13 protein-coding genes are annotated in these 12,389 nt (G+C 64.4%); 5 read left to right on the forward strand and 8 right to left on the reverse strand.

Going from position 1 to position 12,389, the window contains the following annotated elements; all coding sequences use genetic code 11:
• Nucleotides 1–14: 14 nt before the first annotated feature.
• Together ACSKT0_RS13440 and ACSKT0_RS13445 are read left to right on the forward strand one after the other, a co-directional pair.
• On the forward strand, nt 15–746 hold the full coding sequence (locus ACSKT0_RS13440; protein ID WP_437770252.1) for an energy-coupling factor ABC transporter ATP-binding protein: 732 nt from the start codon (nt 15–17) through the stop codon (nt 744–746).
• Nucleotides 743–1,366, forward strand: coding sequence for an energy-coupling factor transporter transmembrane component T family protein (locus ACSKT0_RS13445; RefSeq protein ID WP_437770253.1), 624 nt, complete (start codon nt 743–745; stop codon nt 1,364–1,366). Before ACSKT0_RS13440 ends, ACSKT0_RS13445 begins: the two co-directional genes overlap by 4 nt.
• A gap of 6 nt (nt 1,367–1,372) precedes the next feature.
• On the opposite strand, the gene ACSKT0_RS13450 is transcribed toward ACSKT0_RS13445, so the two are convergent.
• The 8 genes from ACSKT0_RS13450 to ACSKT0_RS13485 form a co-directional block, all read right to left on the reverse strand.
• Entirely contained in the window at nt 1,373–2,590 is a 1,218-nt protein-coding gene (locus ACSKT0_RS13450; protein ID WP_437770254.1) for a thiolase family protein, read from the reverse strand.
• Nucleotides 2,583–3,992, reverse strand: coding sequence for a class I adenylate-forming enzyme family protein (locus tag ACSKT0_RS13455; RefSeq protein WP_437770255.1), 1,410 nt, complete (start codon nt 3,990–3,992; stop codon nt 2,583–2,585). Before ACSKT0_RS13455 ends, ACSKT0_RS13450 begins: the two co-directional genes overlap by 8 nt.
• Before the next feature lie 214 nt (nt 3,993–4,206).
• Nucleotides 4,207–4,539 carry a metal-sulfur cluster assembly factor gene (locus ACSKT0_RS13460; RefSeq protein ID WP_234749426.1) on the reverse strand — a complete coding sequence of 111 codons (333 nt, stop codon included), beginning with the start codon at nt 4,537–4,539 and terminating at the stop codon, nt 4,207–4,209.
• A 14-nt stretch (nt 4,540–4,553) separates the two neighbouring features.
• On the reverse strand, nt 4,554–5,348 hold the full coding sequence (gene sufC / locus ACSKT0_RS13465) for a Fe-S cluster assembly ATPase SufC (RefSeq protein WP_265977540.1): 795 nt from the start codon (nt 5,346–5,348) through the stop codon (nt 4,554–4,556).
• Between the two features lie 38 nt (nt 5,349–5,386).
• The gene (locus tag ACSKT0_RS13470) at nt 5,387–5,743 is read right to left on the reverse strand and encodes a non-heme iron oxygenase ferredoxin subunit (RefSeq protein ID WP_184735328.1); all 357 of its coding nucleotides are present in this window, start codon (nt 5,741–5,743) and stop codon (nt 5,387–5,389) included.
• A gap of 26 nt (nt 5,744–5,769) precedes the next feature.
• A complete protein-coding gene (gene sufD / locus ACSKT0_RS13475) occupies nt 5,770–7,098 on the reverse strand; it encodes a Fe-S cluster assembly protein SufD (protein WP_437770256.1) in 1,329 nt (442 codons plus the stop codon).
• Between the two features lie 2 nt (nt 7,099–7,100).
• Complete coding sequence (gene sufB / locus ACSKT0_RS13480; protein WP_234749436.1) at nt 7,101–8,576, reverse strand: Fe-S cluster assembly protein SufB; 1,476 nt, start codon at nt 8,574–8,576, stop codon at nt 7,101–7,103.
• Nucleotides 8,577–8,587: 11 nt separating this feature from the next.
• Entirely contained in the window at nt 8,588–9,355 is a 768-nt protein-coding gene (locus ACSKT0_RS13485; RefSeq protein WP_437774027.1) for a helix-turn-helix transcriptional regulator, read from the reverse strand.
• 152 nt (nt 9,356–9,507) lie between these two features.
• Between ACSKT0_RS13485 and ACSKT0_RS13490 the strand changes: the two genes are divergently transcribed.
• Genes ACSKT0_RS13490 through ACSKT0_RS13500 form a run of 3 tightly spaced genes read left to right on the forward strand, consistent with a single transcriptional unit; the run spans nt 9,508 to nt 12,250 of the window.
• Entirely contained in the window at nt 9,508–10,473 is a 966-nt protein-coding gene (locus ACSKT0_RS13490; RefSeq protein ID WP_437770257.1) for an ABC transporter ATP-binding protein, read from the forward strand.
• Nucleotides 10,470–11,246, forward strand: a complete 777-nt coding sequence (locus ACSKT0_RS13495) for an ABC transporter permease (protein ID WP_437770258.1) — start codon at nt 10,470–10,472, stop codon at nt 11,244–11,246. Before ACSKT0_RS13490 ends, ACSKT0_RS13495 begins: the two co-directional genes overlap by 4 nt.
• A gap of 59 nt (nt 11,247–11,305) precedes the next feature.
• The gene (locus tag ACSKT0_RS13500) at nt 11,306–12,250 is read left to right on the forward strand and encodes a COX15/CtaA family protein (protein ID WP_437770259.1); all 945 of its coding nucleotides are present in this window, start codon (nt 11,306–11,308) and stop codon (nt 12,248–12,250) included.
• The last annotated feature ends 139 nt before the right edge of the window (nt 12,251–12,389 follow it).

Consider the following 12,389-nt stretch of genomic DNA (forward strand, 5'->3'; position numbering starts at 1 on the left):
GGAACAATCAGTTCATGAACACCATCATTCTGAGCGACGTCTCAGTGCGCGTAGCCGTCGATGGCAGCGCGGAGCCCAAGACTTTGCTGCAAGGCATCTCGTTGGAACTCACAGAGCAACGCATTGCGGTCATCGGGGCCAACGGGTCTGGAAAGTCCACCCTGCTGCGCTTGCTCAACGGCTTGGTGGCTCCCAGCGAAGGTACCGTCAGCGTCAACGGCGCCGACAGCTCGCGGGACGTTCGCAAGGTCCGCAGCCAGGTGGGTTTCGTCTTCACCGATCCCCTGTCGCAGCTGGTCATGCCAACGGGGCGGGAAGACGTTGAACTCTCCTTGCGCCGTTCCATCAAGAATTCCAAAGAGCGTGCCGCCCGGGCAGAAGCTGTCCTGCAACGGTTCGGGATCCTGGACCTCGCGGATCAGAGTATTTACGAGCTTTCGGGCGGTGAACGCCAGTTGCTCGCCCTCGCGGTCGTCCTCGCGGTGGATCCCGCCGTGCTGGTCCTCGACGAGCCTTCAACGTTGCTGGACCTGCGCAACCGGGAGCTGCTCAGGCGGACGCTTGCGGGCCTCGAGCAGCAGATCATCATGTCCACCCACGATCTCGATCTCGCCCTCGAAGCGGACCGCGCCTTGGTGGTGGACGGCGGCCGGATAGTGTTCGACGGCGGAGCAGCCGTCGCGGTCGAACGCTACCGCGCGCTTTGCGCCGCTGAATCCACTCAAGCCAAGGTGCAGGCGACGTGAGGGGCCGCGGGGTCCTGATCCCCAACTATGTGCGGGGCAACTCGATTGTGCACCGCACGCCGCTGTGGCTCAAGTTCCTTCTCGTTGCCGGCTGCGGCCTGGCATCGTTCCTGATTGTCGATTGGCTTCTCTCGGCCGCGGTCCTTGCCGTGATGTGCGGACTTTTCCTGCTGAGCGGCGCGGGACTCAAACGCCTCGCGCGTTCCGTGTGGCTCGTGACGCCCATCCTCGTTGCGATCGGCGCCTTCCAATGGTGGCAGCTGGGCGGCCCCGTTGCCGCGCGGATCGTGCTCAATGTGCTGGTCTGCGTGGTCGCGGCGTCGGTACTGACGGTCACGACTCCGGTGCAGGCACTGCTGGACGGGGTGGTTGCCCTGTCCAGGCCCTTCCAGCGTTTCGGGGCGGACCCTGAGCGCTTCGCGCTGACCATCGCCATCATGCTGCGCAGCCTTCCATTCATTGCCGGCGCATTCTCGGATGTCCGTGACTCGGCCCGGGCGCGTGGCCTGGAACGCAATCCCCGAGCCTTGGTCTTGCCGGTTTTCATCACCACGGTTGCCTATGCGCGGCAGACCGGCGACGCCCTGGCCGCGCGCGGCCTTGGCGAGCCCGGCGACTAGTCCGGGTCAAGCCTCCTGCAGCTGCGAGTACCGGAACATTGCCGCCGTGCCCATTCCACCTGCGATGCTGATCATCGCCAGCGCCAGGCTCTCCCGGCCCGGCTGCTCTTCGGCCATCCTGCGGGCCTGGGCCAGCAGCCGCGTCACCAGGACAGCCCCCGACGCACCGTAGGCGTGTCCCAAGGCCAGCGCTCCGCCGTCGAGGTTCGCCCGTGCCGGTTCCACACCCAACGCGTCAAGGCAAGCAAGGGTCTGCGAAGCGAATGCCTCGTTGAATTCCACGAGGTCCAGTTCCCCGGGCTCCAGATCAAGCTCGGCCAGCAACCGTTTCGCCGCCACTGAAGCTCCGATGCCCAGCAGTTCCGGGTCCACGCCTGCTGTGTCGCAGCCCAGGACGAGCAATCCGTCGGCGGCACCAAGTTCCCGTGCCCGCTCCAGCGAGGTGATCACGACGGCGGAGGCCGCGTCAGCGTCGAAGCACGAGTTTCCGGCTGTCACAGTTCCGCCCGTTACGAATGCGGGCGGGAAGCGGGCCATGAGTCCGGCCTTCAGGGATGCCCGGGGTCCGTCATCCGCCTGTAGCACGGCGCCCCCGGCTTCCAGGGGAACAATTTCCGGGGCGAACGCGCCCGCGGCAGTGGCTGCGACCGCCCGCTGGTGACTGCGCAGGGCGAACTCGTCCTGCTGTTCGCGGCTGATGCCGCACTCGAGTGCCACGTTCTCGGCGGCCACGCCCATGTCCGGGTCCCCGAACTCGGGCGGTACATAGGTGGCCCGGGTGTAGAAGTCCGGCTCGCCGTCGGAGTCTGGATTTCGCCTGGCACGCAGCGGGGCAGTGCTGATACTCTCCACTCCTCCGGCCAGGTAGATGCCATTGCCGCCCGCGGCCACGAGCCGGGACGCCAGGGCAATGGCGTCGAGTCCGGAACCGCACTGCCGGTCCACGGTCAGTCCGGGGACCCCCACGGGCAGTCCCGCGTGCAGTGCGGCATACCGGGCCAGGTTTCCGCCTCCGCCCACCGCATTGCCGATCACGACGTCGCTGACGTCGGAACCGGCAACACCCGTGGCTGTCAGGAGTGAACGGAGGACAGGAGAGAGGAGTTCTTCGGCGCGAAGCGACTGCAATTGTCCGTTGGCGCGGCAAATAGGAGTCCGCAGGGCGGCAATGATCACCGGTTGGCGCGAAGGGTCCAACCCGATGCCCGGCTCGCGGCTAGGCAAGGGGTTTCACCCGCGGATCGTTGTTCTCAATCCAGTCGAGCAACATCTGGCGGCTGACCTTCCCTCGGTCGGTCACGGGCAATTCGGACAGCGTGAAATACCGCTGGGGTCGCTTGTCCCGCGCGAGCAAACCGTCCAGGCCGGTCTTCACTTGGGTTGCCGTCACCGAACCGTAGGCGGGCACGATTCCTGCGACAACTTTCTGGCCGCGGACTTCGTCGGGCATTCCGGCCGCAAGGGCAGCGGAGACCCCGGGGACCGATGCCAAGGCGAGCTCCACTTCGTGAGGATAGACGTTCCTCCCGGAAGTGATGATCATGTCGGACCGACGGCCGAGGATATGCAAGACACCGGAGTCCACATAGCCCTGGTCCCCCACGGTGTACCAACCGTCAAAGCACCGCAGCGCCTGGCCGTCGTCGCCCCACAAATACCCGTTGCTGACCATGCCGGAGCGGACACAGATGTTCCCGTCGGCCCCTTCGGGCCGCTCCGCGCCGTCGTCGTCCAGTATCTTGAGTTCGACGCCGGGAAACGGTCCGCCGATTCCCGTGCCGCCGACGTCGAGCGGTTCACCGGCGGCAAGGCGCGTTCCGGAAACGAAGCTCAGCTCGGACGCACCGTAATACTCGAAAATGGCCGCATTGGGCGCCCACCGTCTGGCGGCCTCAAGGGTCCGGGCGTCCAGCTTCGAACCTGCGCAGATGATGCTTCGCACCCCCGATGCGTCCACGCCTCCCGCCAGTCCGCGCTCGCTCAACAGGCGCAGCATGGTGGGCACGAGGACCAGGCGAGTGACGCCGTCGTAACTGATGGCTGCGTGGACATCTCCGACGTCGAAGGTCTCCATGGTGTGGAAGGCCGCCCCGGCGTACAGGCATTCTGACAGGGCGTATAGGTTCAGGCTCGCGGCCAGCGGCCCGGGCGCGAGGGTTCTGTCCTCCGGTGTCAGACCGAAGAATTCGATCGAGGCGTCAAACGAAACCTGCCACGAACGCCGTGAACGGGTGAAGGCCTTGGGAACGGACGTGGTTCCGGACGTCAGGCCGATCAGGAACGTGGTGTCCCCATGGCCGTCGGCCAGCTCGTCGCCTATGGCGGGCAGGAGGCCGGTGGCGGGCCCGGCTTCTCCGATCCTCTGGGTGACCTCATCGATCATGGCTTGCGGCCACAACGGGTCGAGCACGGCGCAGCGCCGCTCGCCGGCCACGGCGGCCGTGTACGCCACCACGAAGTCCAGGGAATTGGGCTCGGCAAGTACCGTCGTCGCGGCCGTCTCCCCCAGGCTCAAGGTTGCGGCGTCCCGAAGGTCAGCCCAGTTGAGCCGCTTGCCGCCAACGACGACGGCCGTGTCGTCGGGGCGTTCATCGGCCCAGAGCTGAAGTTTGTCCAGAAAAGGCATCATCGAATTTTAGCGCGCACCGCACGCCCAGCACCTTCTGTGACGCCTATCTCTCCGATAGTGCATTTTCGGGGCGCCAAATCGGCAATATCTCAGCGTACGACGACGGCCGGCCACCTTCGCTGGAAGGTGACCGGCCGTCGTAAGTAGGGGCCTCCGCCGCCGAGGGTTCCCTGGCCGAAGCGAAGCGAGGCTAGGGAGGCGGTGGGGAATCCTAGATGTTGAAGCCGAGGGCCCGCATCTGGTCCTTGCCGTCGTCCGTGATCCGCTCGGGACCCCATGGCGGCATCCATACCCAGTTGAGGCGCCAGTCGTCGACGATGCCGTCGAGCGACTGGCCGACCTGCTCTTCGAGGACATCCGTCAGCGGACAGGCCGCGGTCGTCAACGTCATGTCGATGAGCAGAGCCCCGTCGTCTTCCGAGTACTTCAGACCGTAGAGCAGCCCAAGGTCCACCACGTTGACACCGAGTTCCGGGTCAATGACATCCTTGAGCGCCTCCTCGACGTCCTCGAGGCTGGTGCGAGCCGCGTTGATTTCGGTCATGGCGGGAGTCCTAACTAGGCCTGTGCTGCTGCGGCAGCAGCAATGGTGGCTGCGCCGGCGCCCGTGGCGTAACGGTCGTAGCCTTCTTCTTCGAGGCGGTCGGCCAATTCAGGGCCGCCCTCTTCGACGACCTGGCCATCAACAAACACGTGGACGAAGTCCGGCTTGATGTAGCGCAGGATACGGGTGTAGTGCGTGATGAGCAAGGTACCCATGTTGCCCGTGGCGTGGGCGCGGTTGACGCCCTCGGAGACGACCTTGAGCGCGTCGACGTCCAGGCCGGAGTCGGTCTCGTCAAGCACGGCGAACTTCGGCTTGAAGAGTTCGAGCTGGAGGATCTCCACGCGCTTCTTCTCGCCGCCGGAGAAGCCCTCGTTGACATTACGCTGTGCGAAGTCGGCGTCGATGCGGAGGAGCTGCATGGCCGCCTTGACGTCCTTGGTCCAGGTGCGGAGGGCAGGTGCTACGCCATCGATTGCCGTTTTGGCGGTGCGCAGGAAGTTGGTCATGGTGACACCCGGAACCTCTACGGGGTACTGCATGGCCAGGAAGACGCCTGCACGGGCACGCTGGTCAACGCTCATGGCCAATACGTCTTCGCCGTCGAGAGTAATGGTGCCCCTCGTGACGTTGTAGCGCGGGTGGCCGGCGATGGTGGACGCCAAGGTAGACTTGCCCGAACCGTTGGGGCCCATGATTGCGTGGGTCTCGCCGGTCTTGATGGTCAGGCTGACGCCCTTCAGGATCTCTTTGGTGCCCTGCTCCGTCTCGATGCTGACGTGCAGGTCCTTGATCTCAAGAGTAGACATGCTCTTCTTTCTTTCGTAAGTCTTTAGGCACTTGGCGCTCAGTAGTTCTGTACTGAGGCGCCGTTCACAACGTTGGTCACGTCCACGTAGACGTCATCACCGTCGAGGGTGACGGCGAAGACCGGGACGGGGTCATAGGCAGGGAGCTGCAAGGGCTGTCCGGTGCGGAGATCGAACTGGGAGCCGTGGCCCCAGCATTCGATCGCGCAGCCTTCGATTTCACCCTCGGCGAGAGAAATGTCCGCATGCGAGCAGGTGTCGCCGATGGCGTGGATCTGTCCCATCGAGTCCTTGACGATGGCTACGGGGTAGTCATCGATCAGGATGCGCAGCGCCTGCTTGACCTGGATCTCGTTGGCGTTGCATACCAGTTCGCCTTGTGGCTGTTCGCTCATAGTCTGTTTTCCCTGCTTGGCTTGAATTAGTTGTCGCTCGCGGCAAGCTCGCGCTCAACAGCTTCGGTGAGGCGCTCTTCGAGTGCCGGTACCTTGATCTGCTGGATGATCTCGTTGAGGAAGCCACGGACCACCAAACGGCGGGCGACGTCCTCCGGGATGCCGCGTGCCATGAGGTAGAACAAGTGCTCGTCATCGAAGCGGCCGGTGGCGCTGGCGTGGCCGGCACCCTCGATCAGGCCGGTTTCGATTTCGAGGTTCGGCACGGAGTCCGCGCGTGCACCGTCGGTGAGGACCAGGTTGCGGTTGGCCTCGTAAGAGTCGGTGCCTTCTGCTTCCTTGCGGATCAGGACGTCGCCCACCCACACGGTGTGTGCGTTGCGGCCCTGCAGGGCACCCTTGTACAGCACGCGGGACTTGCAGTTGGCCACGGCGTGGTCCACGAAAAGCCGCTGCTCGAGGTGCTGGCCGGCGTCGGCGAAGTACAAGCCGAACATCTCGGCTTCCGCGCCCGGCCCGGTGAAGCGCGTGGACGGAGTCATGCGCACGACGTCGCCGCCGAGGCTGACTACGATGTGCTTGAACTTGGCGTCACGGCCCAGCTTGGCTTGCTGCGAAGAGGCGTGAACGGCGTCGTCGTTCCACTCCTGGAGCGAGATGACCGTCAGGTCCGCGCCGTCTTCGACGAGGATTTCGACGTTCTCCGAAACGATCGCACTGCCCTGGTGGTCCAGGACGATCCGGGACTTGGAGAAGCGGCCTGCCACGATCACGATGTGCTGGGCGGAAGCTTCAGCGGAGGTGCCGGTCAGCAGGACGGACACTTCGCCGTCGAGCTGGAGCTCGGCGGGCACCGTGATGACGGTGGCCTCGGTGAAGTTCTCCCAGGCATTCGCGGACACGCGGTCCTCCGGAATGGCTGCCGAGCCGATGCGCTTGTCGTCCCGCCCCACGGTCTCGACGACGACGCCCTCCGGGGCGGTAACGGCGACGGACGGTGCCGAACCGGAGAGGACCTCGTTGTGAAGGCCGCGAAGCCGCTTGAGCGGGGTGAAGCGCCAGTCTTCTTCCAACCCGGTGAGGGGCTTGAAGTCAGCCAGCTTGTACGAGGTCAGACGACCTGCGCGCGAACTGTCCGGAATTCCGACGCCGCCGCCGTGGGAGTGGCTCTTGGCCGAGGCGCCCGCGAGCGGTCCGGCCGAAGGCGCCTGTTCCGACGTCTTTTCCGAGGTGGAAGACGTGTTGGTACCGGTGTTGACCGGTGAGAGGTTCTCGCCCTCTTCGGTGAATCCGTCGATAAACGGCTTGGCTGATGGCGCGCCGATGCGGGCCTTTTCAGTAGTGATTTCAGTCATTGCTAACCGACGGATCCTTCCATCTGCAGTTCAATCAGGCGGTTGAGTTCAAGGGCGTATTCCATTGGCAACTCACGGGCAATCGGCTCAATAAAGCCGCGCACGATCATGGCCATGGCCTCGTCCTCGGGCATACCGCGAGACATCAGATAGAAGAGCTGCTCCTCACTGACTCGGGAAACGGTGGCCTCGTGACCCATCACCACGTCATCCTCGCGGATGTCGATGTAGGGATAGGTGTCGGAACGGGAAATGGTGTCTACCAACAAAGCATCGCAACGCACGGTGTTGGCGGAGTGCTTGGCGCCTTCGCGGACCTGGACCAGGCCGCGGTAGGCTGCACGACCGCCGCCGCGGGCCACGGACTTGGAAATGATCGAGCTCTTGGTGTTCGGCGCGATGTGGACCATCTTCGAGCCGGTGTCCTGGTGCTGGCCTTCGCCGGCGAAGGCGATGGACAAGGTCTCACCCTTGGCGTGCTCGCCGACGAGGTAGACGGCCGGGTACTTCATGGTCACCTTGGAGCCGATGTTGCCATCGATCCATTCCATGGTGGCGCCTTCTTCGCAGATGGCGCGCTTGGTAACCAGGTTGTACACGTTGGTGGACCAGTTCTGGATGGTCGTGTAACGGACGCGGGCGCCCTTCTTCACGATGATTTCCACCACGGCGGAGTGCAGGGAGTCCGAAGTGTAGATCGGAGCGGTGCAGCCTTCGATGTAGTGGACGTAGGAGTCCTCGTCCGCGATGATCAGGGTGCGCTCGAACTGGCCCATGTTCTCGGTGTTGATGCGGAAGTAGGCCTGCAGCGGGATGTCAACGTGGACGCCCTTGGGGACGTACACGAAGGAACCGCCGGACCACACGGCCGTGTTCAGCGACGCGAACTTGTTGTCGCCCACCGGAATGATGGTGCCGAAATACTCCTGGAAGATCTCCGGGTGCTCGCGGAGCGCGGTGTCGGTGTCCAGGAAGATCACGCCCTGGGCTTCCAGGTCCTCGCGGATCTGGTGGTACACGACCTCGGACTCGTACTGCGCGGCCACGCCGGACACGAGGCGGCTGCGCTCGGCTTCCGGGATACCCAGCTTCTCGTAGGTGTTGCGGATGTCCTCCGGGAGGTCTTCCCACGTGGCAGCCTGCTTCTCCGTGGAGCGCACGAAGTACTTGATGTTGTCGAAGTCAATGCCTGAGAGGTCTGCACCCCAGGTGGGCATGGGCTTGCGGTCGAAGTACTTCAAGCCCTTCAGGCGGAGGTCCAGCATCCACTGCGGCTCGCTCTTCTTCGCCGAAATGTCGCGGACTACCTCTTCGTTGAGCCCACGGCGTGCGTTGGCGCCGACGTCGTTCTTGTCAGCCCATCCGTACTCGTAGGTGCCAATACCGTGCAGCTCGGGATTCTTCTCCAGAATCTCCGAGATCACAGCACCGTCAGCTAGCGCTTTCTCTGCTGTTCCTTCAGCTAATTGACCCGTCATCACGGCCTTTCTTACTGATTGTTGGATTCGACATGGGGCGCGGCCGGCAGCTTCGGAAACCCGAGGGCCTCCTTGGCGGCTGGCCTGCCTGTAGGAATGTGGGTTGTGCAGACATGCCCGCCCTGCGCGAGGGTGGAGAGCCTGCGGACATCGACGCCGACCAAACGGGAAAACAGTTCGGTCTCAGTGTCGCAAAAAACGGGAAATTCCGCGGCGAGCTGCTGGATGGGGCAATGGCCCTGGCACAGCTGGACACTCGAGAGGGAAGCGGGCAAAGGCGCCTTGGTCTCGATCGACGCAGCCGACGCAACGTATCCGTCCCTGCTCAGCGCCTTGGACAGCGCCACAGCGCGAGCCGCAATGTCGGAGCCCGCCAGGTCGACTTCGGGCGCGTAGCGCTGTTCCATCTCGGCGAAGCGCTCTACCGCGTAGTCCCTCACGGCTCCTTCGCCTGCGAGGTCGCGGAGCCGCCGCAACGCGGAACTGGCAATGTTCAGGTAGTCATCCCCGAGCTTCGACTGCCCCTGGGAGCTGAGGACATAGCGACGGGCCGGCCGGCCTGCACCGGCACCCGCCTTCGCGACGCGTTTTACCTCGATGACCCCGGCGCGCTGAAGGTGATCCAGGTGCCGGCGGACAGCTGCGGGGGTGAAGCCCAGCATGTCGCCAAGTTCCGCGGCGCTGACAGGGCCGTGCTCCAACACCGCGTTGAGAACACGGTCCCGTGTGCGGTCTTCCGCGTCAGCCACGCCAACGGCTGCGCCACCGGGCACAGGCATGACCGCGCTGTGCCCTGCGGGCACGGAAACAGAACTCCTCATGGAATACACAACACAATCATGTCGTAATTTAGTCCGCGCATCCAGTAAGGCAAGGCTGGCCTGCGGGACCACGCCCGCCGCACCCCTACTACTTCACGTAGAATACTTTGGTGCGATCCCCCGAATCCCCTGTCCTCACCATCGATGGACTCATCAAGGACGTAGGCCCGCTGGCTTCCCTTGACGGCAAGATGCTCCGGGTAGTCAGCGGCTTGTCCATGTTCGCAGAACGCGGCCAGATCACTGCCTTGCTGGGTGCCAACGGCGCGGGCAAGACAACAACGCTCGAATGCGCGCAGGGCCTTCAAAAGCGTACAGGCGGCCGCATCGAACTCCTCGGCGAAGACCCTGACACGGCCGGCGCGAACCTTCGTTCACGCGTCGGCGTGATGCTGCAGGACGGCGGCCTCCCGCCGTCGGCCCGTCCCATCCCGTTGCTTCGGCACATCGCCGGCATGTACCAAAACCCGCTTCCCTTGGACGGACTCGTTGAGCGCCTGGGCATCGACGCGTTCAGCCGCACCGGCGTCCGGCGCTTGTCCGGCGGCCAAAAGCAACGGCTCTCGCTTGCGGCTGCCCTGATCGGCAACCCCGAAGTCCTGTTCCTGGACGAGCCGAGCGCGGGACTCGATCCCCAGTCCCGCCAAATCGTCTTTGAGCTCATCGCCGAACTACGGGACGCCGGCATGGGTATCATCCTCACCACGCACCTCATGGATGATGCCCAGAGGCTCGCGGACTACGTTTACATCATCGACGCCGGTCACAACGTCGCAGAGGGCACCGTCGCCGACTTGTTGAGCCACGGCCACGAGGCCATGGACGGGGTGACCGAACGCACCTTGTTCTTTGATGCCCCGGCCGGCCTCGACATTGCCGCGGCCATCGGCGACGAACTAACTATCACCGAAAGCCGGGCAGGCAGCTACGCAATCGCAGGCACACTGACGCCGCAGCATCTGGCGAAGCTCACGGCCTGGTGGGCCGAGAAGGGAATCATGCCGGCGTCCCTCCGCTTGGAGGCGCGCAGCTTGGAAGACGTTTTCCTGGACATTTCCGGAAGGGACATCCGATGACCAGCGCAACCCCCGCCGTCAGCACACCCCACGCCGGGCCCGCGCCGTTGATGCGCAGGATCCTGCTGCAGGGCCGCTACGAAACCTTGACCATGATCCGGAACGGTGAGCAGCTGATCCTCGCGGTGATCATGCCCTTGCTGGCTTTGGTGGGACTCACCGTCACACCGCTGCTCGATGGCCTGGGCGCCAGTCGAGTGGACATCGCGACGCCGGGCGTTCTCGCTCTGTGTGCCATGTCCACGGCATTCACCGGCCAGGGTATCGCCACGGGCTTCGATCGCCGCTACGGCGTGCTCCGCTTCCTCTCGACCACTCCCTTGGGCCGGACCGGCCTCATCGCAGGCAAGATCATCGCCGTCTTGGCCGTCCTGGTTCTCCAGGTCCTGGTGATCGGTGCCGTAGCCGCGTTGCTGGGCTGGCATCCGCGCCCCGAAGGCTGGCTTCCCGGCCTGGGGCTTTTGGTTCTCGGTGCTGCCGCTTTCACCGCGCTCGGGCTCCTGGTTGCCGGCACCGTGCGGCCGGAGGCAACCCTCGCCATCACCAACCTGCTCTGGATCCTGCTGGGCGCCCTCGGCGGAATCGTCGTTCCTGCCGAGCGCTTGCCGGACCTGGCACAGAACATCGTGCACTTCCTGCCCTCGGGGGCCCTGGGGCAGTCGCTCAGGGACGCTTTCCTCCATGGCAGCGTGTCCCCGCCCTACGTTCTTGTGCTGCTCCTGTGGACGATTGTCCCTGGCGCTGCCGCCGTCCGCTGGTTCAAATGGAACTGAGCGTCCCGTTGTGGAACCGAACCGTCAGCGTGAATTGAGTACCGAGAATTGAGAAAACCGTGAGCACGGCTTCCCGCCTCCCGAAGTCCATCCAGCAGTTGACCGCCAAGCTCCCCACGGAGGTCAATAGCACCATCCTCAGGCTGGCCATGTTGTCCCTGATCGGCCAGGTGGTCCTGGTGGTCACCGGCGGCGCGGTCCGGCTGACATCCTCGGGGCTCGGCTGCCCGACATGGCCACGCTGCACCAGCGGCTCCCTGGTGAACACGCCGGAGATGGGCATCCACGGCTTCATCGAATTCGGCAACCGCATGCTTACATTCGCCTTGGCCGCCGTCGCCGTCCTGATGCTGGTGTATTTGTGGAACCTCCGCAAGGAACGCCGGGACCTTTTCCTCCTGGCGGTGGGCCTGCTCGCCAGCATTCCGGCACAAGCCATCATCGGCGGCATCACCGTGCTGTCCAATCTGAACCCCTGGGTTGTCGGACTGCACTTCCTGGTTTCCATGGCCCTAGTCGTCTTCTCCACGCTCCTGGTCAACCGCGCCTATGGCCGGACCGGCCGCTTCATGAAACGGCCGTTGGCAGCGATTCCGGGCGCCATGAGCCCTGTCATGACCGCCGTCGCGTTTTTCTCGGCAGTTGCGGTGTGCCTCGGCGTCGTGGTGACTGGCGCCGGACCCCACGCCGGGGACGCCAACGCGCCGCGGAACGATCTCGACTGGGATCTCTTCTCGCACATCCACGCAGTACCGGCGTACCTCATCACGGCGGGAGCCGTCTTCGCCGTCTACTTCGTCCTGCGAAGGGGAATCAGCGGCGCGTTCCGCACCGCGGCGCTTCTGCTGCTAGGCGTGACGGTCCTGCAGGCCGTCATTGGCTTTGCCCAGTACTACAACGGGATCCCTGCCCTCCTTGTTGGCGCCCACATGTTGGGTGCCGCCCTGCTCATGAGTGCCGCCACGAACGCGGCGGATGTGGCAAGGTTCAGCCCGAAGCTCTAGCCCCTGGCGGCTAATGGCCTCTGCGTAATCCAAAGGGAAGACCCTCCCTCACGTCATGGGACGTGAGGGAGGGTCTTCTGTTTTACCCCTATAAGTGAGCGGGCGTTTGGGAAAACGGCCCTACAGGTGAGCGGGCGTC

The organism is Arthrobacter sp. KNU40 (assembly GCF_051515115.1).
GTDB lineage: Bacteria > Actinomycetota > Actinomycetes > Actinomycetales > Micrococcaceae > Arthrobacter.